Here is a 24,085-nt window from a genome sequence, read left to right as displayed (position 1 = left end):
GTGTGCTCCTACTAAAGTCTGTTGAGAAAGCCTGTTTTTGGGTGTGCTGAAGTAGCCCGGCGAACCTTCGCGGGGCACTTTAGGGGTGTCGGCGTCGTAATTTACGACGCCGGCCGGCGTGTCCGTGTCGAACTGCCCCTTTTCGGGGCGGCCGGCGCGCTGCCCTGGTTACTCGCGGCCGCTGAGCTTCAGGACCTGCTTGAAGAGTCCGGAGTGGTCGAGGCCGCCGTCGCCCTGGTTGACGGTGGCGGCGACGAGCTGTGCGACGACGGCGCCGAGGGGGACGGCGACGTTGGCTTCGCGGGCGGCCGAGGTGACGATGCCCAGGTCCTTGTGGTGCAGGGCGAGGCGGAAGCCGGGGTCGAAGTTGCGGTCCAGCATCTTCTGGCCCTTCTGGTCCAGGACCTTGGAGCCGGCGAGTCCGCCGCCGAGGACCTTGAGGGCGGCGTCGGTGTCCACGCCGTAGGCCTCAAGGAAGACTATTGCCTCTGACAGGACTTCAATGTTGACGGCGACGATCAGCTGGTTGGCTGCCTTGACGGTCTGGCCGGAGCCGGAGGGTCCGACATGGACGATGGTTTTGCCGACCGCGTTCAGGATGTCCTGTCCGGCCTCGAAGTCTTCCTTGTCACCGCCAACCATGATGGAGAGGACGGCATCGATGGCGCCCTGTTCGCCGCCGCTCACCGGTGCGTCGAGGGGGCGGATGCCGGCTTCACGGGCTTCGTCGGACAGGCGCTTGGCGACGTCCGGGCGGATGCTGGAGGCGTCGATCCACAAGGTGCCCTTCTTCGCGTTGGCGAAGACGCCGTCCTTGCCGCTGACGACGCCCTCAACATCGGGGGAGTCCGGCACCATGGTGATGACGACGTCGGCATCCTTGACGGCGTCCGCGATGCTCGTGGCACCCTTGCCGCCTTCGGAGACAAGCTTGTCGATCTTGTCCTGGCTGCGGTTGAAGCCGGTGACGGTGTGGCCGGCCTTGACGAGGTTGATGGCCATCGGCAGGCCCATGATTCCGAGTCCGATAACTGAAACGTTGCTCATGATGGTTCTCTTTCTGAAAGTCTTTGGTTAACCCGGTGGTTGAGCTTGTCGAAACCTACGCGGTGGCCCTGTCGCGGATGGCCCAGCTGAAGGCCGTTTCCTGAGCTTGTTTGTACTCGAGGCCGATGTAGCCGTCGTAGCCGAGTTCGCGGCTGCGGGCGATCCACTCGCCGAGCGGGAGGCTGCCGGTGCCGGGGGCGCCGCGGCCGGGGTTGTCGGCGATCTGGATGTGGCCGAAGTCCTTGGCGTGGTTCTCGATGACGGATTCGACGTCGTCGCCGTTGACGGACAGGTGGTAGAAATCGGCGAGGAGCTTGATGTTGCCGACGCCGGCTTCCGCCTTCACGCGGGCGATGACCTTGAGTGCGTCAACAGCGGTGAGGAGCGGGTACCTGGGTGCGCCGCTGACGGGTTCGAGGAGGACGGTGCCGCCGATCCTGGCGACGCCCTCTGCGGCTGCGGCGAGGTTCTTGAGCGCCAGCTCGTCCTGCTCGTCGGGAGCGAATTCGTCCTGACGGTTGCCGTAGAGGGCATTGAAGCCCTTGCAGCCCAGGCGCTCACCGATGCCGGCGACAACGTCGATGTTGTCCTTGAATTCGGAGCAGCGTCCCTTCCAGGACACCAGGCCGCGGTCGCCGCCTGGCATGTTGCCGGCGTTGAAGTTCAGGCCGGTGAGCTGGACGCCGGCATCCTTGATGGCGTTCTCGAACTTCGTCGTTTCCGCATCCGAGGGGACCGAGGTTTCAAAGGGCCACCAGAACTCGACTGCGTCAAAGCCTGCTGCCTTGGCTGCGGCGGGGCGCTCGAGCAGGGGCAGCTCCGTGAGGAGGATGGAGCAGTTCACTGTGTACGTCATCGTAGGTCCTTCCAAGGAGGGCTGTGATCCATTTTCCCTTGCTTCCCCAGCGCCTGTGCCGGGTTTCCGCTTTGTGGAATTTAGATTCTGCTTTATGAAAAGTGTAGGGAAGGATGGCGCACTGAGTCAAGGGGCCCGGGCTCGGCAGGGATCAGCGCTTCAAGAACGAGCTATCAGCTCGGCGACCCGATCGAGTTCTTCCTCGAGGTTGTAGAAGTGAACGGCGAGCCGAATCCTGCCCGCACGCACCGAGGCCACCACATTGGCCTCACGGAACCGGGCCATGACCGCTCCTGCATCATGTGCCGGGACGGAGACGATGGTTGAGCTGTGATCGTCAGCGGACGGCTCGAAGGGTAGGCCGTGGGCCGTGAGCGTGTCCCGCAGGCGGAGGGCCAATTGGGCATTGCGCTCCAGAAGTGTGTCAATGCCGAAACGGCGGAAGATGTTTAGTGCAGCCTGATCTGCGAGGGCCGGAAACCACGCCAGGGAGGCGTCGAAGCGGGAAGCAGTAGGTGATAGATCCATGGCCGGCCCGTAAAAGCTTTCGGTGGGTTTTCGCGCTGCCTTCCACCCGGGCCCGACCGGATGGAGGCTGTCCAGCAAATCCCGGCGGACGTAGAGGTAGCCCATGCCCCGTGAGCCGAGGAGGAATTTGTGGCTTGCCGCGGCGAGGAAGTCTGCGCCGGCGCCTATGACGTCCAGCGGCACCGCCCCGGAGGCCTGGCAGGCATCGACGAAGAACCAGGCTCCGCAGTTCTTGGAAATTTGGCCGATGGCATCCAGGTCCGCCCGATAGCCATTGGCCGAACTGACGGCACTCACCGCTATCAGGCGAGTGCCCCTGTCGGCTGCCTTGCCGAACTCCTCAGCCGACGCCCCTTCTCCGGCGGGCGCGACGGTGCGTACTTCATAGCCGCGCTCTCGAAGCTGGAGCCAGGGGTAGTAGTTCGATGTGAACTCATTTTCGGCGACCACGATGTTCTCGCCGGGCGCCGCCGTGGGCATATTTGCGGACACAATTCCGGCAGCCGCACTCACGGACGGGACAATCGCGATCTCCCCGGCCGTGCCGCCGACAATTTCGGCGAACATGGCACGGGCATCCTCCCCAGCCCGTTCCGCCTCGGCCCAGTCGAACCGGCCCGCAGCCCATTGATCGACCGCCCGACGGTAGGCGTCCCGGGCTGGAGCGCAGCCGACGTTCATGCTTGCGGTGTTGAGGTAAATGGTGTTCTGCAGCCCGGGGAACAGTTGGCGAATAACCTCTGTCTGAATCATGACCACCCCTTCATGCGGGCAGGGTCTGGTGAACTGACGCAGGTAGAGCCAGGGGCAGTGCCCCTGGCTCTACTGTGCGTGGCTCGTTAGCAAATCAGCGCCCGTTAACGTGAACGACCGTTAATGTCGTAGCGAACCGGGCTCTCCTTCCACTTAGAGTAGTCAGACCACGAAGACCACTTGCCGTTGTCGTACTTAACCGCGAACCGGACCTCGTGATAGACCTCTTCGCCGTCGTGGTGATCAAGGTGCCGCGGGACGTAGTCACGGCTGTTGATGGTCTTATGGTGGTCGTTGCGGTCGAAGTGGCGCTCGAATGTGCGGACCTTGCCCAGGCGCGTATCGGGGCCGTTGTCCTTTTCGAAGCGTCGCTGCTGGACCTTGACAGTCCTCTTCTTCCCGTCATCACATTTGATGCTGATCTTGAAGTTGACCGTCGTGCCTTTTTCGTGCGACGGCTTTTCGGCTTTGACGGTACAACCGGATATCTTTTTGTCATAGTCAGCCGAGGCCGGGCCAGCGATTGCCATCGAGCCCCCGAGCAGACCCAATGAGAGGACCGGAACCAGGGCGATCTTTGCCCCGATTGAACGGCTCTTCGTTGTTGAAGTGATGGACATATTTCTCTTGCTCCTACTAGGATGCGATTCACCATTTTTGTAGGGTGCGAATTCCTACTTTTCGGGCAGGATTAAGCCCGCGACTGAGAACGTCGCGATTCTCAGTGTGGCGGCCGCAGCCTGCCTGTCCCTTTTTCCCAAACAGCACACCCCGACGTAGGGGGAGGCGAGATCCCGGATTCATCTGATTGGTCGGGATCCGGTGGCTTAATCGTGCGCACGCGTTTGCGCCTGCCGCTAGGGGCAGAACTACCCTCTATCGGGAGGGACGTTAGGGGTACCTAGTGTGCGTCAGGCCTGCCCAGCAATAGAGGTGAACTGCTCACCTCCCCCCGACGGCAGAAGCGGGGCCAAAAAATTCTGCCATTGACTTCGGATGCCGGCAGGCTACGGTTAGAGATACGCCAGCATCGGCTGGTGAATGCGTGCGTGACGGGGGCCAAAGGCACGCATGGCTGTAGGTCTCGATATTCTTAGCCGCTCGTCGGTATCCGAACCCATCGTCTGGTTCGCGGCCAGGCGTCCCACCACGATCCCTAGGTTGTGTCCGAATGACCGCAAATTTCATCAGAGCTTTGGCAGTTAAGTCGTTTGATGATCCTGACCGGAAGCGCTGCCCCGACAAAGCGGAGTTCGACCTTGTGACCGTGGATGACTATTCAGTGGCTCGGCTGATCCTGGCGCCGGGCTGGCGATGGTCCGAGTTTGCAAAGCCCGCAGAGCTGACAGCCTTCTGCGAGCACCACCACCTGGGCTACTGCATCTCCGGTCTTCTGGAGATCGAAACGCCCGACGGCGGCCGCTCCACCATCCGTGCGAACGATACCTATGCGCTTCCTCCCGGCCATGACGAGTGGGTGGTGGGGGACCAGCCCTTCGTCGCCGTCGAATTCCTTGGCGCCGCCTCGTTCGGCCGGCCGCGGAGCCATGGGATGCACGCGCTGATGTGACTGCTTCGGGCTGGGACGCGGCGAAGGCAGCCAAGTTGATGTTTTGGCCCGCCGTCTTCGGCGAACCTGCCCGGATGCGGCCGCCGTCGACGGGGCACGGTCAGGACTGGCATGGTTCAAGGCAGGTCCTTTACGGGCGGCAATACCGCCGGTTCGGGGGTGGAGAGCAGCGCCAGTGAGGCGGAAACGGAATGGTCGGGCGTCTCCGGCGGGCTGGTGTAAGCCCGAAGCACCAGCAGTGACTTCCCCGCCAGTTCCACGGTTTCATCGGCATGGAGGAGTCCGGTGTCCGCGTGCTCACCGGCGGTATCGATGAGTTGTTCCCAGCTGGGCGAATACTCGGCGCTGGGCAAGGTGAAGACCACCGGCTCATCCCCGGAATTGCAGTACAGCAGGAAGTTGCGGTCGTGAATCACCCGGCCCCGGTGGTCCTTGCCTACCCCTGCCCCGTTGTAGAACACCCCGAGGGCGCGCGCGAGGGGGTTGTCCCAGTCTTGGGGAACCATGGCAGAAGCGTCCTTGTCGAGCCAGACGATGTCCGGCAGGGGCTGGTCCAAGCCACGCACGACGGGCCGGCCTTCAAAGAACCTGTTGCGGCGGAAGGTGGGGTGTTCCTTGCGCAGCCTGCTGACGGCGGCGAGGAACTCCACCAGGGGCTGGTCCGCTTCCTCCCAGTTGATCCATGAGAGGGGCGAATCCTGGCAGTAGGCATTGTTGTTCCCCTGCTGGCTGCGTCCCAGTTCGTCGCCGTGCAGCACCATGGGAACGCCCTGGGAAAGGAGGAGTGTGGCAAGGAAGTTGCGCTGCTGCCGTGCACGCAGCGCAAGGAGGCCGCTGTCAGTGGTGGTTCCTTCAACGCCGCAGTTCCAGGAGCGGTTGTGCGACTCGCCGTCGTTGTTGTTCTCTCCGTTGGCTTCGTTGTGTTTGGAGTTGTAGGAAACCAGGTCCCGCATGGTGAACCCGTCGTGCGCGGTGACGAAGTTGATGGACGCCACGGGCCGCCGTCCTGAACTTTCGTAAAGGTCTGACGAGCCTGCCAAGCGGGAGGCAAACTCACCGAGCGTGGCCGGCGCGCCGCGCCAGAAGTCGCGGACGGCGTCGCGGTACTTCCCGTTCCATTCAGTCCAGAGGGGTGGAAAGTTGCCCACCTGGTACCCGCCCGGGCCAACATCCCAGGGCTCAGCGATCAGCTTCACTTGGGACACCACGGGATCCTGCTGGACCAGGTCGAAAAAACTGGACAGCCGGTCCACCTCGTAGAACTCCCGCGCCAGGGCGGAGGCGAGATCGAAGCGGAACCCGTCCACGTGCATGTCCAGCACCCAGTACCGCAGCGAATCCATCATCAGCTGCAGGGCGTGGGGATGGCGGACGTTGATCGTGTTGCCGGTGCCCGTGTAGTCCAGGTAGTGCTGCTTCTCATGGTCAACCAACCGGTAGTAGGCCTGGTTGTCAATGCCTTTGAAAGAGAGGGTGGGCCCCAAATGGTTCCCCTCCGCCGTGTGGTTATAGACGACGTCGAGAATTACCTCGATACCGGCGGCATGCAGGGAGCGGACCATCGCCTTGAATTCCTGCACCTGCTGCCCCGGTTTGGTGCTGGAGCTGTAGCTCTCGTGGGGCGCGAAGAAGCCGATGGTGTTGTAGCCCCAATAATTGCTGAGCCCTTTGTCCTTCAGCGTGCTGTCCTGGACGAACTGGTGGACCGGCATCAGCTCAATGGCCGTGACGCCGAGCTTCTGCAGGTGTTCGATGACGGCGGGGTGGGCGATGCCGGCGTACGTGCCGCGTTCCCGCTCCGGCACCTCCGGATGGGTCATCGTCAGGCCCTTCACGTGGGCTTCGTAGATCAGGCTGTCGCTGTAGGGGATCCGCGGCGGGCGGTCGTGCTGCCAGTCAAAGAACGGGCTGATCACCACGGATCTCATGGTGTTGGGTGCGGAGTCTTCGGTGTTGAACGAGGCAGGGTCGCCGAAGTTGTAGGAGAACATGGGCTGGCCCCAGGTGATGTCACCGCTGGTTGCCTTGGCATAGGGGTCCATCAGCAGCTTGTGCGGATTGAAGCGAAGGCCGCGCACAGGGTCATATGGCCCCTCCATCCGGTAGCCATACACCTGGCCGGGCAGGACATGCGGGAGATAGCAGTGCCAGACGAAGGCATCCACTGCCTCCAGACTGATCCGGTGCTCTGCGCCGTCCTCGTCGAACAGGCACAGATGGACGGCGCTCGCCGCCTCGCTGAACACTGCGAAATTCGTGCCGCTGCCGTCATACGTGGCGCCCAGCGGATAAGGGTTCCCCGTCCAGACTTCCATGCCCGCCTCCATCCCCTCGAGAGAACACCATCCAACCACGGGGCTGCGACAACGGCCGGGAGCGCGGACAGACATACGACGGCGGGACGAAAACTTCTGCGGTTTTGTCGCCCCCGTGCTGCAGACTGTCTCCATGACGTTTGCGAATGTGGGAAGTCTCGGAACCAAGCCCGGCCAGCGCGATGCCGTCGTATCCATCCTGCTCCGGCCTATGAACGGTCTGAAGGAAGTTGGCTGCCTGCTGTATGAAGTTGGCGTGAACGACGATGCACCGGAGACGGTATTCGTGTCCGAACTGTGGGAGTCCCAGGAGGCGCATCGTGCCTCGCTGCAGCTGGACAGTGTCCGCGCTGCCATCGCCGAGGCGATGCCGCTGCTTTCGGGCGCAATGGGCGGGCACCAGTTCAACGTGCTCGGGTCGCCGCTGCGGTAAGTCCTTCGGCCGAAACCTGTACCCCGTCCACTTCAGCCGCTAGGCTCGCGGCATCGACTGGACTATCGTCTGCACGCTGACGAACGGGGTAAGGGAGACACATGAAACCGCTGGCGGCACTTGAGCTTGTTACGCGCCTGGAAGATGCCGAATGGCTGGATCCTGTGGCCAGGAAAGTCAGAAAAGTAGTCAAGCGTACGGTCCGCCCGCAGTGGGCCCGCGACATCCTGCACGGGGTTCCCATCGGACACCCGGTGCATCCGCTGGCTGTCCAGGTTCCCTTGGGTTCCTGGATTTCAGCGGCCGTCCTTGATGCGCTGCCTGGTAATGACCAGGCAGCAACCGTGCTGATCGGCGTCGGAGCTGCCTCTGCTGTGCCTTCCGCAGTGGCAGGCCTCATGGACTGGTCACAGCTGCACAGCCAGCAGCAGCGGGTGGGCCTGGTCCACGCCGCCGCCAACATCACTGCTGTCAGCCTCTACGGTGCGTCGCTGGTGGCGCGCGCCAATGGGCAGCAGGGCACGGGCAAGGTGCTCGCGTACATGGGCCTGGGAGTTGTAGGTTTCGGCGGCTTTTTGGGCGGCCATCTCAGCTATCGGCAGGCTGCCGGGGTCAATCACAGCGAGGATATCCCGCACCGCTTCCCGAGCGGGTGGCAGGCACTCGCGCCGTTGCAGGACCTGCCGGATGGGAAGCTCCACAAGCGTGTGGTGGCCGGACTCCCGTTGCTCGTCTTCCGCGAGGGGGAAGCGGTCAACGTGCTGTCCGACGTCTGCAGCCACCTCTCCGGTCCGCTCCACGAGGGCAAGCTCAAGGACGGCAGGCTCAAGGATGGCAGCCAGGCCGACGGCGGCGACCCGTGCGTGGTCTGCCCCTGGCACGGCAGCACCTTCTCCCTGCGCTCGGGTGAAATCCAGGCAGGGCCGGCCACAGCAAGGCAGCCGCGGTTCGAGACCCGTGTCACTGGCGGACTCGTGGAAGTGAACCTCCCCGGCGCCGACTAGGGCGTGCTGCTGATAGGCAGTGAGACCCTGGTGCGTCAGGTTCCGGTTCGGTGCAGGAAGCGCTGTATACCGTCTTCGCCAGGGGACAGCCCCGTAGAGACAAAGTCCGGATGCTTGGCTAACGGCTTCAGTTGCGCTGGCCAGAGTGGTGGTTCCCGGTCGTGTTGTTCGCTTTTGTAGTGCCGGCCGGTGGGTGAGGTCCAGCCTGGTGGATGGTTTTGGGTGGCTGGGGTGGGTGCCCAGCGGCTGTTGTGCTTGAGGCGGTGATGTTTTGGGCAGAGTTGTGCCAGGTTGCTGATCCCGGTGCTTCCGCCGTGTTGCCAGGCCTGGAGGTGGTCAACTTCGTTGTCTGGGGTGCGGTTGTTGCAGCCGGGGAAGGGTGCATTTTCCGTCCCGCAGCCGCAGTGCCTGCTTCATGGCTTCGGTAAGCCGGTATCTTGTGCGTCCGATTTCCAGCGGTGCCCCGTCGCGGGGGTCCACGAGGACGCGGTGGAAGGAGGTGGCACCGTCGGCGAGGAGTTTCCGTGCCATGGAGGCGGGGATGGGGCCGTGGCCGTCGAGGACGGCGGGTTCGTTGGTGAGTCCGAGCAGTGAGAACTCCGGGACGGTCACGAGCACCGTAGCGTTCGGGACCGGGACTTTGGCGACGTCCGCGTACTCGCTGTTGCCGGCAGGGCCCGTGGCGTCGTCGGCGTCCCTGCTGTGTCCGGCGCGGCTGAGCGCGGGGCCTTGGGCGCCTCGGGCGAGGGCGGTGATCTTGTTCCACATCGCGGATGCCTGGTGAGCGGGGAGATAGGCGGAGAACCAGGCCATGCCGTTACGGTCGGGGCTGTATTCGACGCGGCGGTCGGCGGCGCTTTTGGCGTGCCGCTTTTCGATGGATTCGGGGTGGTGTCGTTCGCGCCAGGACCGCACCCTGGCCCGGAAGCGGGAGGGCACGAGTTCACCTGCGGCGGTTCCGCGGGCCGGTGCGTCCGGGGCCAGGAAGTGCGCTACCAGGGCGTTTGCGGCTGCGGGGTTGAGGCCTTCTGTTTCGTCGGCGCTGATTCTTGCGTGCTGCCACGAGATGGTTCCGGAGGACAACGCTTCCAGGGCCAGCGGGAGGGCGCAGAGTTGGCGGGACTGGGTGATGAACGCTCCGGCTGCCGGGCCGCTGATGGTCAGGACGCCGGCGGTTTCCTCGATGCCCGACATCTCGGCATAAGTGTGTTCGTGCACGGGCGCGTCCGGTGGGGTCATCGCTTGTTGCAGGTCGAAAGCTTCGGCTGCGTCGCGGGCCTTGAGCGCAGCTACCTGCGCTTCGAGCCGCGACAGCAGCCCATCCGGTCCAGCCGGAGTTCGTACGCGCGCTGGAACAGGTCAACACCGCCGCCGCCGGCAGTGGCCAGTGCGGCGTCATCGAGAAACAGGGCGTCCACGCCGTCGATAGAGGCATGAATGCCCTCCATCGCTGCCGCTGAACCTACGCCGTTTCCCATACCAAAATCATCCATCGAGGCACTGACATTTAAGGCGGACCGGCTAGGCGGACCGGCTAGGCGGACCGCCGCAGCTCCGTCACCCATTCGCCCCGGCGCAGGACTCCGGCCAGGTTCAGTTCAGTGTCGACGACGACGACATCGGCTGGCATCCCTGCCCGCAGGTCCCCTGCCTGGTGCGACAGTCCCAGGACCGCCGCGGGGACTGCACTGGCTGATGTGATGGCGTCCCGCAGGGAAACGCCGGCGTCCACTGCGGAGCGGACAACGTCCAGCAACGTGGCCGTCCCGCCGGCGATCGCGCCCGTGCTGTCCACCCGGGCCACGCCGCCATCGACCGTCACGGCCAACGTTCCCAGCTTGTAGTGGCCGTCCTGCAGGCCGGTGGCGGCCATGGAGTCGGTGACCAGCGCGATGTTGTCCGCTCCAACCAGTTCGAACACCGTCTTCACGGTCTCCGGGGCCAGGTGGACGCCGTCGGCAATGAGTTCGACGACGGCGTTCCCCGCGCGGGCGGCACTGAGGCAGGCCGATACGGGGCCGGGAGAGCGGTGGTGCAGGCTTGGCATCGCGTTAAAGAGATGGGTGACGGTTGGACGCTGCCGTCTGCGGCCCTCCTCCGGGGTTGATGCACTGGAAAGCCCGGCGGTTGCCCGCCAAAGGAACGAGGCGGCGGCCTGGTGATTCGCTGCGGTGTGCCCCAGCGACGGGATGACTCCGCGGGGAGCGAGCAGATCCACGAGGCCGTCAGCGCCGGGAAGTTCGGCGGCAAGGGTCACGGAAGCCAACGTAGGACCCGCCGCTTCCAGGAGTTCGGCCATCAGCCCGCTGTCGGGTTCCAGCAGCAGCCCGGGGTCATGGGCGCCGCACTGCCCGGGCGAGAGGAAAGGACCCTCCAAGTGCGACCCGGCGACCAGCCCCTCCTCAGCCATCGACCGCAACACCTTGAGATTCCGGACCAGGTCCGCCGGGGCTCCGGTGACCAGGCTCGCCAGCAGCGTGGTGGTACCCCTGCTGTGCAGGTACCGGGCAGCTGCGCGCGCGCCTTCCAGGGAGCCCTCGGAGAAGTCCGAGCCGTGGGCGCCATGGCAGTGCAAGTCCACCAGGCCCGGCAACAGGATGCGGCCGGCACCGTTTCCGGTGGCACTCCACTCACCGGCAGCACCAGGCTCCCCGGGAAAGTCCGACGCCGGCCCGGCGTAGGTCATGTGGCCGCCGTCAACCGCTACCAGGCCGTCCTCGACGTCCATGCTTCCGGACACAATACGGCCCCGCAGAATCAGTTCCCCGCCCATACTCGTCAGCCTCCTGCTGCCAGCGCCGCCGCCATCGCGGCAGCGAGTAAGGGATCGGCGGCACTCGTCCTGGACCCGGTGGAATGGTCGTGGTTCCGCGCGGAGGTGTGGACAGCATGCACGCCGCTTGCCCTCAGTGCCGGCATCAGTTCCAGCCGGACTCCGCCTCCAGCCATGATCTGTAACGACGGCGCATGGTCCCGTCCCAGCTCCACCAGGCGTGCCAGCATCGGCAGTCCGGCTGTGCAGTCCGGGCTTCCGCCGCTGGTCAGCACGCGGCTGACACCGGCGCCTTCAAGCCGGATCAGCGCCTCAGCAGGGTCCACGCCCGCGGCCAGAGCAGCGTCGAACGCCCGGTGGAACGTCACCTCCGCATCGGGATGACGACGGCGGGCCACCTCGGAAAGGCGAAGGAGCACCGAAACGTCCGGTCCGCCGTCTCGCGCCAGGACGCCCACCACGACGCCGGCGGCGCCCGCCTCCAGCGCCGCTTCCACATCCCGCTCGAGCACCTGGAGCTCCTCCTCCGAGTAGGTGAAGCTGCCGGGGCGCGGGCGGACCAGGACGTGGACCGGCAGGCCCACCCGACATGCCTGCTCGATAGTGGCGATGCTGGGAGTGACGCCGTCCGTCTCGGCAAGGGCCGCGCAAAGTTCCACCCGTGCGGCGCCCACAGATGCTGCGAGCCGCACGCCTTCGGCGCTTTCCACTGCCAGCTCAAGCTGTGGCACCTGGAGCAGGCTCGCTGCCACGCTCAAAGTCCCTGCCACGCGGGCTTCCGCCCAAACGTGTCCTGGTAGTACTCGCGGTGCGCCAACCTGGACGCCGCAGCCTGGTCCAGGAGGACGGTGACGTGTGGATGCAGCTGCAGCGCGGAGGCAGGGCACAGGGCTGCCACCGGACCTTCTACGGCTGCCGCCACTGCCTCTGCCTTGGCCTCACCCATGGCGAGCAGCAGCAGGTGCCGGGCTTCGCGGATGGTCCCCAACCCCTGGGTCAGCACATGGTCCGGAACGTCCGCCGGGTTGTCGAAAAAGCGGGCGTTGTCCTGCCGGGTCTGCTGGGTCAGTGTCTTGATCCGGGTCCGGGAAGCCAGCGAGGACATCGGTTCATTAAATCCGATGTGGCCGTCTGTTCCGATCCCCAGAATCTGGATATCCACTCCTCCCGCCGCCGCAATCGCCGCCTCGTACCGGGCAACCTCAGCTTCGAGGTCCTCCGCTACGCCGTCCAGGCCGAGGACCGCGCCCGCAGCAAAGTCCACGCTGTCCACGAATTCCTCCCGGATTACCGAATGGTAGGACTGCGGATGCCCGCTCGGCAGGCCCACGTACTCATCGAGGAGGAAGGCCTGCGCCCCAGCGAAACTTAACCCGCCGTCGCGGTGCCGCTTGATGAGTTCCTGGTAGGTGCCGAGTGGCGTGGAACCCGTGGCCAGGCCAAGGACGGACGGGCCGCTGCTGACCTGCTGCTCGATGGCGTCCGCAGCGGTGCGGGCCACGTCTGCGGGAGTAGGGAGGATGACAATTTCCATGGTGTGGGTGCTTTCAGTTGCCGTTGCTGACGCTGGTATGTGTTGGCCGGTGACTTACTTGGCCGCGTCAGTCTCCACGGTGACCTCGTCGTCCTCCCGGCCCGGGGTGCGCAGGTTCCAGCGCTTGATAACAATGGAGAAGAGGAAGTAGTAGATCACCGCGTAAGCCAGGCCAATGGGGATGAGCAGCCAGCCGTTCTCCGACTTGCCGAAGTTGAGGATGAAGTCGATAAGGCCGGCCGAGAATGTGAACCCGTGGTGGATATCCAGCGCGTTGACCAGGGCCATGGAGGTTCCGGTCAGGGCAGCATGGACGATGTAGAGCGGAAAGGCAACGAACATAAACGAGTATTCGAGCGGTTCCGTGATGCCGGTGAGGAATGCCGTGAGGGCGGTGGAGAGCATGATGCCGCCCACGATCTTCTTCTGCGAAGGCTTGGCGTGGCGCCAGATGGCGAGAGCGGCGGCCGGCAGGCCAAACATCATGATGGGGAAGAACCCGGTCATGAAGATACCCGCCGTGGGGTCGCCGGCGAAGAACCGGTTGAGGTCACCGCGGATTAGTTGGCCGGAGGCGTCGGTGTAGTCACCGATCAGGAACCAGACGGCGGAGTTCAGGATGTGGTGCAGGCCCGCAGGGATGAGCATGCGGTTGGCAAAGCCATAGACGCCGCCGCCGGCAACGGCGTTGCCTGCCACGGCCTCACCCACCGCTGAAAGCCCTGCGTTGAAGAACGGGTAAACGAGGGCCAGGGCGACACCGGCCACCAGGCTGGTGACGGAGGTCAGGATCGGCACCAGGCGCCGGCCGCTGAAAAAGCCCAGGAAGTCGGGAAGCTTGGTGCGGTAGAAACGCTGCCAGAGCATCGCGGAAAAGAGGCCCACTACGATGCCGGCGAGAACACCATAGTTGATCACCGCGGGCTTACCAGTGGGATCCACCTGTCCCGCCAGTACCAGTGGGGACATCGCCTTGAAGACACCGTCGATCACCATGTACCCCACCACGGCTGCCAAAGCGGTGGACCCGTCTGCCTTCTTGGCCCAGCCAATGGCAATGCCCACAGCGAAAATCAGCGGGAGCCAGGTGAAGACGGCATTGCCGGCGGCGGAGATGACAGCGGCGCCGCCTTCGAACCCCGGAATCGCGCCCAGAAGATCTGCCTGGCCGATGCGCAGGAGGATGCCTGCGGCGGGGAGCACGGCGATGGGGAGCATCAGGCAGCGGCCCAGGCGCTGCAGGGTCGCAAAAACCCTGTTTGGCTTCTTCTCCGGAGCCAGGGCGGCGGTATCAGATGTTGACATGTTGCACCTCTGCGGGTTCGTCGGGGGTTGTGGAGGGATGGGTCCAGCCGGTACTGTCTGGTTATGACCAGTTCAGTGTGATCCATCCCACGATTGCCTGTCAAGGAAGTGGAGAGGTTGCCGGGCTATTCAAAGGCCCGGCCGCGGAAGCCATAATTGGTCCCACTTGGGCCGCCGGCCCCGGTGGTGAAGCAGTGCTCCGAGCGGGCACCGTCAGAAAGGGCAGCCATGTCCAAAGCAGAAAAGATCATTGAAGGCCTGGGCGGAGCCGGCAACATCGTGGAAATCGAAGCGTGCATCACGCGCCTGCGCACGGAAGTCAAAGACGGCTCACTTGTCAACGAGGCCACCCTTAAGGCCGCCGGAGCCCACGGCGTCCTGGCTGCCGGAACTGCTGTCCAGGTGATCGTAGGGCCGGAGGCCGACAACCTCGCCGAAGACATCGAGGACCTGCTCTAGTGGCGCAGTCCCTTGTTGTCCGTGCTCCCATCAGCGGCACGGTGGTTCCCCTCGCCGATGTCCCTGACCCCGTTTTCGCAGGCCAGATGGTGGGGTCCGGCGCGGCCGTCGAGCCTCCGGCGGGTGAGATGTTCGACGTCGTATCCCCGGTCTCGGGAAAGGTGATCAAACTCCTGCCGCATGCCTTTGTGGTGGTGGAGTCGTCAGGGCGCGGCGTCCTTACGCACGTGGGCATCGACACGGTCAAACTCAAGGGCGAGGGTTTCAAGCTGCTGATTGCGCAAGGGGACAGCGTAGATGCCGGCGCCCCCGTCATGCGCGTGAACCCAGCCGCCGCCTTGGCGGCCGGGTACTCGATGGTGAGTCCCGTCGTCGTGCTTGACACGAAGCCTGACACGGCCACCCTGGTTGCATCCGGCACTGTAGCGGCCGGGGCCAGCCTGTTCTCGCTGGACTAGCCGCGCAGGCCTGGGCTTGCTCCTACAGCCGGACTTCCATGTTGAGGGAGTAGCGGTCCGACCGGTACCAGGAACGCGAATGCTCGATGGCCAGGGGGCCAGAGTAGGAAACTCGGTCGAAGGCCAGCACTGGTGCCCCCGTTCCGGTGCCGAGGAGCGCCCCGACGTCCGCCGGGGCGCCCTCTGACCGGACGCTCTGCCGTGCCCGGTCGATCTGGTGGCCAAATTGTGCTGCCAGGGCCTTATAGACGGATCCTGTCAGGTCAAGATCCAGCAGTCCGCGGGCGTGCGCGGGGTTGTACCAGGCGTCATCGACGCTGACCGGCCGGCCGTCGGCAAGTCGAAGGCGCTTGAGGTGGATGGCTTCTGCTCCAGGAGCCAGGCTGAGCGCTTCGGCCGTGTCATCGGGAGCTGCCGCGGCCTCCGCCACCAGCACCACCGTGCTGGGAACATGCCCCATAGCCTCCATCTCCTGGGTGAACGACGCCAAGTGCAGGGTGGACTGCACGGGGGAGTCGGCCACAAAGGTGCCCTTCGCGGGGACCCGGACCAGGTGCCCTTCGTTGACGAGCCGGCCGATGGCGGCGCGGACGGTGATGCGGCTGACGCCGTAGGAGTCCATCAGGGTCCGTTCGCTGGGAAGCCGTGCCCCGGGCTCCAGCTCCTCCTTGGCCAGCTTGAGGATGATCAGCCGCAACTGCTCATGCTTGGGGACCTGCGAGTTGTTGATGGCTGCGCTCGCCGACCGGGCGCTGCTCGCTGATGGTGCTCTGGCTGGCACGTCGGCCCCTCCGATCCTGGAGCGGTCCGGTAAGGACCACTGCTTCGGATTATTTCACAGCGACCGCTGGCCCTGGTCTGGTTCGGGCCACCAGTTCCGCTTCCTGGGCCGCGTGGGCCCGGTTGGCCGCCCTTGACCGGAGGGTCAGCATGAGAACTGCGCCTAAGAGGGCGGGGGCGGCGAACGCCATGGCCGCCACTGGCACTCCACCGCGGAAGCTGACCAGCAGTGCGCCGTATGTAGGGCCGGCGATGGCCCCGATCCTGCCCACTGCCAAGGCCCAACCCAAGCCGGTGGCACGCGTGGCAGCAGGGTAAAACTGCGCGATGTAGTCGTTGATCATGTTCTGCGTGCCCAGCCCACCAAAGCCGGCGACGGCGGCGAGCACCGTCATGAGTGCGGCCGGCGGATTGGCGGACATCAGCATCAGGGCGGCCGCGGCGCTGAGGAAACCCACGATCACCATGGGCCGGGGGCCGAACCTCTGGCTGGCGATCGCGGCCAGGACAGTGCCCACCACCGCGCCCACCGAGTACGCCAGCAGGAATGTCACAGACGATCCGACGCCGAAACCTGCCGTCCGCATAATCTGCGGAAGCCACGTGCTGACACCGAAGATGGTCAGCAGGCTCAGGACGGTGATGGCCCACAGCAAAACGGTGGTCGAGGCTGTGCCCTGGGCGAACAAGGTGCGTGTGGGCGAAACGCGGGCAGCTGAAGCGGGTGCTTCTGCCGTGCGGGAGAGGCCGTACACGGCTTCAATGCGGTCCGCCTCGGCATTGCGGATTTGCGTCCGCAGGAAGGACGGCGACTCCGGCAGCAGGAACCAGGCGAACGGAACCAGCAGAAGGCCACCGGCTCCAATTGCGTACACGGGACGGAAACCGCTGGACTCCAACAGCGCCAGGGAAGTCAGGGATGCGACCACCGTGCCCGTGGCCGGTCCGGTGAGGACTGCCCCCAGAACCAGGGACTTCTTGCCGGGCGGGGCGAACTCATTGGTGAGGGCAACCGCCGTCGGGAGCAAACCTCCCACGCCGAAGCACGCGACAAAGCGGAACACAGCGAAAAGTTCCCAGGTAGGTGCCACGGCGCAGGCCAGCATGGCCAGCGAAAACAAGGCCAGGGCGCTGACAAAGATGCGGCGCCGGCCCAGCCGGTCCGTCAGGGTGCCCACAATGAGGGAACCGAGCAGCATTCCCACCAGTGCCATGGAGCCCACGGCCCCGGCCGCGGCCGGCGTCACATTGAATGGCGGCTGGCCGATCAGGCCGGGAAGGGTAGCGCCGTAAACGTAGAGGTCATAACCGTCAGCGAGCAGGCCAAGCCAGCACAGCACAAAAATTCCGGCAAGGGATTTTCGAGGGGCATTGGAGTTCATCGTTGATTCCAATCGGGTAAGGGGGCGGCATTCGATCTCACCGGCGGGACGTCCTTCAGCTTGGCCCCCTGGCCCAGCTCCGGCGCCGCTACTTTTCACTGAGTGAAAATGCTCTTTATGGCACGCGCCACACGGCAGAAGCTTGGAAGACACAACGGCGTTTCTGGAGGGACCGTGGCAGGAGCAGGCAGGACCAACGGACTGCAGGAAACCCCTGGCCAGCCGGTGCTGGTGCGGGCGCTGGGCCTGCTGGCGCAGTTCAGTGAACGGCGCCGGGCCCTGAACCTGTCCGAGTTGTCCAGGCTTGCCGGCCTGGCCCCCGCCACCACCCTCCGTCTGGTGAGGCACCTGACCGATTGGGGGGCCTTGGAGCGTCTTGAGGATGGACGCTACGTGGTCGGCGTGCGCCTCTGGGAGGTCGCATCGCTCTCGCCCCGCGGCCACGGCGTGAGGCAAATAGCGCTTCCCTATCTTGAGGACCTCTACGAGGTAACGCGCCATCATGTGCTGCTTGCGGTCCGGGAGGGCACGGATGCGGTACTCATCGACAGGCTCTCGTCGCGTCACGCCACGGAAGTCGCCTACCGGGTGGGAGGCCGGATGCCGTTGCGCACCACCGCCGTCGGCCAGGTCCTGCTGGCCGACGCCGGTGCTGACGTGCTTGATGAATTGCTCGCAGGGCCCGCTGATGGCGGGACCGGGTCAGGTGACCTGCAGGCCGATAGCCTGCGCGCACTGCTTGCGGGCGTGAAAAAGTCCGGCGCCGCCGTCGTCCGCAGGACCCATCCCTCCCGCACCGTCTCGGTTGCGGCGCCCATTCACGGAGCCGATGGTGAGGTGGCGGCCGGGCTGTCCATCGTGGTTCCGGATGAGGCAACGCCGGCGCACGAGCTGGTGCCGCTGGTCCGGGCAGCGGCGCGTGCCATCTCGCGCAACCTGGGTCATCAGGCGACGGCGAGCGGGTCGTGGCGGCATCCGTCACGGGAGCAGGGCGCGCAGCCTGCCTGACCGGGACTGTAGCCACGCTGTTCCACCCGGAGTTGAAGGCTTGGCTATCTCCCAAGTTCGCCTGAAACCCCTTAAACTGGAAACACTAAGCATGCTTCCCAAAAGGGGTTGTACCTGATGCGAAAAGTACCTGCACTTGCACTGATGACTGCTGCGATGATTGCCCTGGCGGGCTGCACGGGCGGCGGCGGTGGTGCTGCGAGCCCAACTGCTACCGGGGCGGCGAGTGCCTCGGCTACCGAGACAGCCGAAGCAAAGGTTTACACCGAGGATGAGCTCCGAGAACTGATTTCCGGCATGAAGGACGGCGACGGCAGCGAGCTGAAGCTGTACTCCAAGGAACAGGTGGACCAGGGCGGCAACATCGCCAACCTGCTCCTCAGCACGGCCACCGTGAACCCCGCAGACTGCAAGGACATCGCCACCGCGGGGCTGCTGGACACGGTGGAGAGCGGTGGGATAGCCGTCGCGCTTTCGGAGGGTGACCAGCCGCGCACCGTGTCCGCGCAGTCGGACAGCGAAGGGCCGGGCGCCGTCGAGGTCCTGGACAGGATCAGCGGCAAGATGGGCCAGTGCGGCAAGTTCTCCGTGGCGGCGTTGGGCCAGACGTATGAGGTCACCAGCGAGGAATTGCAGGCCAACACGGATGCCGGGAAGACGTTCGGCACCCTCAGCACCCGCAGCGGCGAAAACCAGCAGAAGCTGATGCAGGTCTCCGCCGCCGAGGGCAAGCTCCTGGTTGTTGCCACCAAGAGTGGAGCGAACCTGGGCGATCCGGACCAGAAGGAGCTCGAGGACCTCATCAATGAGGTGCTGAAAAAGGCCGACGGCGGCAGCGCAACATCCAGCCCGACCTCCACCAGCACTCGCTGAGGCGCCACCACCACTGCGGATTGGGCTCCGATCTGCCCTGCCTAGCCTGTAGCGCCCGTGTCGTCGTGGGCCGAACCGACCGGTTTGGATTCCGGTGACCCGCGCTGCCGGAGGTAGATGGACAGGACCACCATCGACCCGACAGCCAGGAATTCCGACTGCCAGTTCTGCAGCGTGCGGTTCCAGAACTCAGGGGACGCAATGTATTCCGTCCAGGTGACGGGCCGCTCGAAGTTTTGCATCTGGTCCTGGTTGTAGGCACTGTTCCCGGTGAAGGACTGGACCAGCCAGGACAGGATAAAGATCAGCCCCATCGTCAGTCCGAGCGAGTTTGAGAAAAGTGTGTGGCGCCACCCGGAAATTTTGGCCCATTTCGGGGACTTGGGGTTGCTGTGATCGCCTACCAACTGTTTCTCGTCCGATTCGAGGCCCGTTTCACTCAGTTCCTTGGATTCCGGCGATCCTTTCTGCACCAGCCAGATCGTCGCAAAAATATACAGAAGGAACTGAAGGTATTCGGATTGCCAGTTTTCGGCGACGTCCACAGCAAAGTTGGACGAAACAAGATACTGGCCGAGGCCAATCTCCTCAAAGCCGGCGGCGATTTGTTCCTCATTGAAAAGGGCGTGCCCGGTGAGGCCTTGTCCCACGAGCGCCAGGATGAAAATGAGGCCGAAGAACAGAGCTAAACCATTGTTTCTTAATGCCTTTTTCATGGTCCGCCTATCCGTGCAACAGTCCGACGACGGCCATAAAGGCCAGGCCGCCGATGATCAGGGTCAGGTACAGCGTGAAACTCCAGCGCATTCTATTTGCCTCCTATCTCACAGCTGTAGGGTGTCTCCCCGTTGGCGGTGCAACCAGCAGCAGTAACCTTCCAGCCCCCTTCGGAGACCGTGAGGAAAACGGTGTCGCTTTCGAATTCAACGAAGGCATCCTGGCCATACTGCTCGCTGTACCGCACCCTCCCTGGTTCCGGCACCTTAGCCTTTTCCAGCTGGCCCTCGCAGGTTCCGGCATCGCCTGACTTTGCCGTCTCCTCCCGTGTCTTTGGCAGCAGCAGCATGCAGGCCGCGGACGTGTCGGCGTCCTGCATGGCGCGATGAAATTCTTCGGCAGCCGTAGCCGGTGCCGCACCGTCAGGCGCGCAGCCTGTGAGAACCACCAGGGCAAGTATTCCCAGCTGCAGGCCCTTGGGACTCCTACGCGTCTTCACGTTCGGGGTTCTCAAGCCGGAAAAAGTTGGATTGCGTACCGTCGGCGCGTTGTTCCTGGTAAATGAAATTCAGGCCGCGCACATCAAAGGTGCCGAACCATTCCTCCCAGCTGACGCGGCGCAGGTTGCTGTCCTCAGCTCCGAAATCAATCCGCAAAACACCAAGGTGGTCGCCGTGCTCGGTGCCTTCTACCGTGGCCGGGACTCCTCCACGTTCCTCAGCCCACTGTCTGATGACCTCGTGGTGCGTTGTTGCCAGGCTGCGGCCTTCACGTTCGGGCTCGTCCTCTGTGGAGGTGATTTCCTGTGAATACTTCAGTGAACTTGATGAGTCGTCCCCATGCCGAATCCTGCCTCCTTCCGGCCCGGCACCCAGATCGCCCGGCTCAGGAGCTGTATCTCCGCCTGCACTGCGCGTCCCTTTGGACCGTGCTTCGGCGAGTTCCTTCACCAGCTCTTCCTTCCGCATGCCGGAGGCCCCGCTGATGTTCTCATTCCGGGCTTCCTGGCGGAGTTCATCCACCGTCATCTCCCGCAGCTTTGTCTCACTGACCTGCGGCGTATTCGGTGTTTGGTTGCCTGGCTTGTCACTCATGACCATTCCTCCTCGTGAAGCACTCAACAAAATACTAAGCCTGCTTATTGTCTAGTCCGAGTGGCTGGTTCCGTCAAGGTGGCGGGCGGAAGCTGGTCTGGATTGGCAACCACCACCGGCCCGTGTCCGAGGGGACGAAGAGACCGTAGGCTGGAGTCCGGTGCAGGGTCCGTCCCGGCCGAGAGTAAACAGTTCCCGAGGTGAAGGCAGGACCATGACCGCTTCGAATGACGAGTCGCAGAACAACGCAGACCTTCGTGGACCGGGTGACCCCGACGAGGCAAAGCAGGTGACGCAGGCGCCGCAAAGCGGCCAGCACCCTGAATTGCCGGGTGCAGGCAATATCCGCGAGGAGCAGCAGGCACACGCAGCCGGAACCGTGCCGGCGTCGTACTCAGGAAGCGGCGAGCCGCCCCAGGAGCACAAGCCCGAGGAAGCCCTGACGGAGCCGCGGAACCTGGGACGACGACGTCTGAGATGATTACCCGCGCCGATGTGGATGCTGCGGCACAACGGACGGCAGGCCTCACCCGGCTGACGCCGGTCCTGCAGGCTGACCCGGGGGCCTTCTCCGGAGAGGTGTGGTTCAAGTGCGAATTCACGCAGCACACGGGCACCTTCAAAGCCCGGGGCGCGCTGAACCGCATCTTCGCCAGCAAAGAGCGCGGTGAGCTGAAGCCGGACGTCGGCGTGGTGGTGGCTTCCGGTGGAAACGCCGGGCTGGCCAACGCTTATGCGGCAGCCCAGCTGGGGGTTCCGGCAACGGTGTTTGTCCCCACCGCCGCTCCGGCTGTGAAGGTGAGGAAGCTCGAAGCGATCGGCGCAACGGTCATCCAGGGCGGAGCGGAATACGCCGTTGCCTACCAGGCTGCCGTAGCCCACGCCCGGGAAACCGGTGCTGTTTACTGTCATGCCTACGACCAGCCCGAAATCGCGGCCGGAGCCGGAACGGTGGGGACGGAACTGCTGGAGCAGATAGCCGGGGTGGACACCGTGCTGGTTGCGGTGGGCGGCGGCGGACTGATGGCCGGAATCGCCGCAGCCGTGGAAGGCCACGCGAGAGTGGCGGGCGTCGAACCCGAAAACGCGCCAACTCTCCATGCCGCCCTTGCCGCCCGTGAGCCCGTCGACGTGGCGGTATCAGGCGTAGCTGCTGACTCCTTGGGAGCCCGGCGCGTCGGTGACATCGGTTTTTCCGTCGCGGTCCGCGCCGGCGTCGAAAGCGTGCTGGTGTCCGACGCCGACATTGTCAGCGCCCGTTCGCTCCTGTGGAACGAGTACCGGGTGATAGTGGAACACGGCGCCGCTGCGGCGTACGCTGCCCTGGCCTCGGGCGCTTATGTCCCGGCTCCAGGCGAAACCGTGGCCGTGGTGCTCTGCGGTGCGAACACAGACCCGGCCACACTTTAGGAAGGGCGGCCGGGTCCGGCCAAAGGGTAAGGCTTAGCTGCAGAACTGGCTGTAGGTGCTGCCGGCCTGCTCGTAGCCGCTCTGAAGCTCGGAAAGCTTGGCCTTGTCCGGGGTTTCCTTTGCCTGCTCATCCGTGTATTCAAGGATCGACTCAAGGGCCGGCTTGAGGTCATTGGAAGCAACCGCATGAATGGGGCGAATCTGGTTGGCCAGCCGGTTCATGCCCGTCTTGCCGGCGTTGTTGGCAGGGTTGGTAACAACGCTCTGGATGCGCTCGCAGGTTTCCGCGGTGCTGAGCTGGTTCGAGGCGGTGCAGGCCGTGGCGGAAACAACGAGGCCGGCGGCGATCAGGGCTGTGGCGAGTTTCTTCATGGGTCCCTCAGTAGTTGATTGAGGTTTCGATTGTAAGCAGAATCCGGAATCCGATGGTGGTCCGCGATGGCCGCACCCTCGACTATGAAGAGGCCATCAGGCTCTGGCGGGACGTCCTGCAAGTGCTTAAAATGGCAGCACCATCGTGCGGAGCTGCCGCAGATTGGGCCCCGCGCATCAGCCCAATGCAAGGAAGCATCATGCGCCGAGTACACCGCCGTGCCGCCGTCGGATTTATCGCTCTTTTGGCCCTGTTGTTACCCGCGGCGCTGCCGGCAGTGGCTTCTTCGCCCTCCCGGGACGACGTTATTGTGCTCGACGGCGCCAAGTCCGCCGAGGGCATCGCCGCGGGCAAGGGCAGGACTTTCTATGCCGGGGAGCTGATGACCGGCGATATCTTCCGTGGCGACATGCGTGACGGCAAGGCCCACCGTTTCATTGACGTACCGAATGGGCGGATGGCCGTCGGCATGAAGGCGGATGTCCGCAAAGACCTGCTGTACGTGGCTGGCGGAGGTAAGGGGAAGGCGTATATCTACAATACCGAAACCAAGGCCACTGTCGCCGACCTCACGCTGACCACCAAGGCGGGTTCGTTCATCAATGACGTGGTTCTCACCGACGACGGCGCGTGGTTTACGAACTCCAAGTACGGCGAGCTGTATCAGGTCAAGGTCAGCGGCTGGGGTGAAGTACGCAAAGCTGTCAGGACGCTGACCGTGAAAGGCGAGGCAGGCGCCGCCCTGGCGCCCGAGGACTTCGGGCTCAACGGCATAGCGGCAGCCAAAGATGACCGTGTGCTCATCGTGGCCCACACCAAGAACAAGGCCCTCTACACGGTAAATCCGTGGAGCGGCGAAAGTAGCAGGATCAAAGGCTTGGACTTGGAGTTCGTAGACGGCATCCTCCTGCAAGGCAACACACTGTGGGCGGTCCAGAACATGCTCAACCAGATCGCCCGCGTCAAGCTTGCCGGTGACCTCTCTTCCGGAACAGTCCGGGACGTCATCACCAGCAAGCACTTCGACATCCCGACGACGGTAGCCAAGTTCGGCGATACCCTCGCCGCCGTGAACGCACAGTTCAACCGGCCGGCCAGCCCGCACGAAGTAGTCCTGGTCCCGGCGCGCAACTAACTGGATCCAAACTGGCTGGCAGCCAACGTCGTCAAAACGCAGTACTGCGACGTCTGCTGTCGGCCGGTTTCGCGTGTCCGGGCCGGGCGTAGGCCCTGGACGGCTGCGCGCTTGGGTGGCAAGCCGCGGCTCATAACGAAACGTAATGGAACAAATTCGCCCACTTTGCACCGCCGAAAACCTTGACCCGCGCGCCGCGGCCCTGATAGACCAGTAGGGCAGAAAGCGTTTTCCTCACACCGCCAGCCAACTTTGAACATTCCCCAGAAATGCCGGCT

The 24,085-nt window shown here is 64.3% G+C and carries 25 protein-coding genes and 1 pseudogene; 10 read left to right on the top strand and 16 right to left on the bottom strand.

Translation table 11 applies throughout. The annotated features are described in order from the left end of the window. Positions 1–168: 168 nt before the first annotated feature. The 4 genes from M1E07_RS18255 to M1E07_RS18240 all read right to left on the bottom strand — a co-directional run bounded on the left by M1E07_RS18255 (position 169) and on the right by M1E07_RS18240 (position 3,804). Complete coding sequence (locus tag M1E07_RS18255) at positions 169–1,047, bottom strand: 2-hydroxy-3-oxopropionate reductase (protein WP_461188033.1); 879 nt, start codon at positions 1,045–1,047, stop codon at positions 169–171. Positions 1,048–1,102: 55 nt separating this feature from the next. Continuing rightward, on the bottom strand, positions 1,103–1,903 hold the full coding sequence (locus M1E07_RS18250; RefSeq protein ID WP_461188032.1) for a hydroxypyruvate isomerase family protein: 801 nt from the start codon (positions 1,901–1,903) through the stop codon (positions 1,103–1,105). A 159-nt stretch (positions 1,904–2,062) separates the two neighbouring features. Beyond that, the gene (locus M1E07_RS18245; protein ID WP_461188031.1) at positions 2,063–3,184 is read right to left on the bottom strand and encodes an aminotransferase class V-fold PLP-dependent enzyme; all 1,122 of its coding nucleotides are present in this window, start codon (positions 3,182–3,184) and stop codon (positions 2,063–2,065) included. 104 nt (positions 3,185–3,288) lie between these two features. After that, a complete protein-coding gene (locus tag M1E07_RS18240) occupies positions 3,289–3,804 on the bottom strand; it encodes a hypothetical protein (RefSeq protein ID WP_461188030.1) in 516 nt (171 codons plus the stop codon). A 551-nt stretch (positions 3,805–4,355) separates the two neighbouring features. Here M1E07_RS18240 and M1E07_RS18235 point away from each other — a divergent pair. Beyond that, the gene (locus tag M1E07_RS18235; RefSeq protein WP_461188029.1) at positions 4,356–4,754 is read left to right on the top strand and encodes a cupin domain-containing protein; all 399 of its coding nucleotides are present in this window, start codon (positions 4,356–4,358) and stop codon (positions 4,752–4,754) included. Positions 4,755–4,870: 116 nt separating this feature from the next. On the opposite strand, the gene glgX is transcribed toward M1E07_RS18235, so the two are convergent. Beyond that, positions 4,871–7,069, bottom strand: a complete 2,199-nt coding sequence (gene glgX, locus M1E07_RS18230; RefSeq protein WP_461188028.1) for a glycogen debranching protein GlgX — start codon at positions 7,067–7,069, stop codon at positions 4,871–4,873. 133 nt (positions 7,070–7,202) lie between these two features. Between glgX and M1E07_RS18225 the strand changes: the two genes are divergently transcribed. After that, positions 7,203–7,502: a putative quinol monooxygenase gene (locus M1E07_RS18225; protein ID WP_461188027.1), complete on the top strand. Its 300-nt coding sequence runs from the start codon at positions 7,203–7,205 to the stop codon at positions 7,500–7,502. A 101-nt stretch (positions 7,503–7,603) separates the two neighbouring features. Continuing rightward, the gene (locus M1E07_RS18220; RefSeq protein WP_461188026.1) at positions 7,604–8,506 is read left to right on the top strand and encodes a Rieske (2Fe-2S) protein; all 903 of its coding nucleotides are present in this window, start codon (positions 7,604–7,606) and stop codon (positions 8,504–8,506) included. Between the two features lie 35 nt (positions 8,507–8,541). On the opposite strand, the pseudogene M1E07_RS18215 reads toward M1E07_RS18220, so the two are convergent. The 5 genes and pseudogenes from M1E07_RS18215 to M1E07_RS18195 all read right to left on the bottom strand — a co-directional run bounded on the left by M1E07_RS18215 (position 8,542) and on the right by M1E07_RS18195 (position 14,118). Continuing rightward, positions 8,542–9,984, bottom strand: a pseudogene (locus tag M1E07_RS18215) (HNH endonuclease signature motif containing protein). A 56-nt stretch (positions 9,985–10,040) separates the two neighbouring features. Next, the gene (locus M1E07_RS18210) at positions 10,041–11,279 is read right to left on the bottom strand and encodes an N-acetylglucosamine-6-phosphate deacetylase (protein ID WP_461188025.1); all 1,239 of its coding nucleotides are present in this window, start codon (positions 11,277–11,279) and stop codon (positions 10,041–10,043) included. Between the two features lie 5 nt (positions 11,280–11,284). After that, positions 11,285–12,031 (bottom strand): copper homeostasis protein CutC, encoded by a 747-nt coding sequence (locus M1E07_RS18205; RefSeq protein WP_461188024.1) that lies wholly within the window; start codon positions 12,029–12,031, stop codon positions 11,285–11,287. A gap of 2 nt (positions 12,032–12,033) precedes the next feature. Then, on the bottom strand, positions 12,034–12,813 hold the full coding sequence (nagB, locus tag M1E07_RS18200; RefSeq protein WP_461188023.1) for a glucosamine-6-phosphate deaminase: 780 nt from the start codon (positions 12,811–12,813) through the stop codon (positions 12,034–12,036). Positions 12,814–12,867: 54 nt separating this feature from the next. After that, positions 12,868–14,118 (bottom strand): PTS transporter subunit EIIC, encoded by a 1,251-nt coding sequence (locus tag M1E07_RS18195; protein ID WP_461188022.1) that lies wholly within the window; start codon positions 14,116–14,118, stop codon positions 12,868–12,870. 228 nt (positions 14,119–14,346) lie between these two features. Between M1E07_RS18195 and M1E07_RS18190 the strand changes: the two genes are divergently transcribed. Continuing rightward, positions 14,347–14,577, top strand: coding sequence for a glucose PTS transporter subunit EIIB (locus tag M1E07_RS18190; RefSeq protein ID WP_104043504.1), 231 nt, complete (start codon positions 14,347–14,349; stop codon positions 14,575–14,577). Further along, positions 14,577–15,035, top strand: coding sequence for a PTS sugar transporter subunit IIA (locus M1E07_RS18185; protein WP_461188021.1), 459 nt, complete (start codon positions 14,577–14,579; stop codon positions 15,033–15,035). The genes M1E07_RS18190 and M1E07_RS18185 overlap by 1 nt, the downstream gene beginning before the upstream one ends. 22 nt (positions 15,036–15,057) lie before the next feature. On the opposite strand, the gene M1E07_RS18180 is transcribed toward M1E07_RS18185, so the two are convergent. Together M1E07_RS18180 and M1E07_RS18175 are read right to left on the bottom strand one after the other, a co-directional pair. Next, the gene (locus M1E07_RS18180; RefSeq protein ID WP_461188020.1) at positions 15,058–15,816 is read right to left on the bottom strand and encodes a GntR family transcriptional regulator; all 759 of its coding nucleotides are present in this window, start codon (positions 15,814–15,816) and stop codon (positions 15,058–15,060) included. Between the two features lie 49 nt (positions 15,817–15,865). Next, complete coding sequence (locus M1E07_RS18175) at positions 15,866–17,197, bottom strand: MFS transporter (protein ID WP_461188019.1); 1,332 nt, start codon at positions 17,195–17,197, stop codon at positions 15,866–15,868. A 117-nt stretch (positions 17,198–17,314) separates the two neighbouring features. Here M1E07_RS18175 and M1E07_RS18170 point away from each other — a divergent pair, with 117 nt between their 5' ends. Then, on the top strand, positions 17,315–18,205 hold the full coding sequence (locus M1E07_RS18170; RefSeq protein WP_461188018.1) for an IclR family transcriptional regulator: 891 nt from the start codon (positions 17,315–17,317) through the stop codon (positions 18,203–18,205). 117 nt (positions 18,206–18,322) lie between these two features. Further along, positions 18,323–19,078 carry a hypothetical protein gene (locus M1E07_RS18165; protein WP_461188017.1) on the top strand — a complete coding sequence of 252 codons (756 nt, stop codon included), beginning with the start codon at positions 18,323–18,325 and terminating at the stop codon, positions 19,076–19,078. 41 nt (positions 19,079–19,119) lie between these two features. Here M1E07_RS18165 and M1E07_RS18160 read toward each other — a convergent pair whose 3' ends face one another. The 3 genes from M1E07_RS18160 to M1E07_RS18150 form a co-directional block, all read right to left on the bottom strand. Further along, positions 19,120–19,794, bottom strand: coding sequence for a DUF6766 family protein (locus M1E07_RS18160; protein ID WP_461188016.1), 675 nt, complete (start codon positions 19,792–19,794; stop codon positions 19,120–19,122). A gap of 92 nt (positions 19,795–19,886) precedes the next feature. Then, positions 19,887–20,174: a hypothetical protein gene (locus tag M1E07_RS18155; protein ID WP_461188015.1), complete on the bottom strand. Its 288-nt coding sequence runs from the start codon at positions 20,172–20,174 to the stop codon at positions 19,887–19,889. A gap of 106 nt (positions 20,175–20,280) precedes the next feature. Next, positions 20,281–20,889, bottom strand: a complete 609-nt coding sequence (locus tag M1E07_RS18150) for a Rho termination factor N-terminal domain-containing protein (RefSeq protein WP_461188014.1) — start codon at positions 20,887–20,889, stop codon at positions 20,281–20,283. Positions 20,890–21,103: 214 nt separating this feature from the next. On the opposite strand from M1E07_RS18150, the gene M1E07_RS18145 reads away from it, so the two are divergent. Further along, positions 21,104–21,370 (top strand): hypothetical protein, encoded by a 267-nt coding sequence (locus M1E07_RS18145; RefSeq protein WP_461188013.1) that lies wholly within the window; start codon positions 21,104–21,106, stop codon positions 21,368–21,370. After that, on the top strand, positions 21,367–22,299 hold the full coding sequence (locus M1E07_RS18140) for a threonine/serine dehydratase (RefSeq protein WP_461188012.1): 933 nt from the start codon (positions 21,367–21,369) through the stop codon (positions 22,297–22,299). Before M1E07_RS18145 ends, M1E07_RS18140 begins: the two co-directional genes overlap by 4 nt. Before the next feature lie 33 nt (positions 22,300–22,332). Here M1E07_RS18140 and M1E07_RS18135 read toward each other — a convergent pair whose 3' ends face one another. Continuing rightward, positions 22,333–22,671 carry a hypothetical protein gene (locus M1E07_RS18135; RefSeq protein ID WP_461188011.1) on the bottom strand — a complete coding sequence of 113 codons (339 nt, stop codon included), beginning with the start codon at positions 22,669–22,671 and terminating at the stop codon, positions 22,333–22,335. Between the two features lie 200 nt (positions 22,672–22,871). On the opposite strand from M1E07_RS18135, the gene M1E07_RS18130 reads away from it, so the two are divergent. After that, entirely contained in the window at positions 22,872–23,807 is a 936-nt protein-coding gene (locus tag M1E07_RS18130; protein ID WP_461188010.1) for an SMP-30/gluconolactonase/LRE family protein, read from the top strand. Positions 23,808–24,085 lie beyond the last annotated feature (278 nt).

The sequence above is a fragment of the Arthrobacter sp. Z4-13 genome (assembly GCF_054792705.1).
Note: the sequence above shows the minus strand (reverse complement) of the source record. Positions and strands in the feature narration are given on the sequence as shown.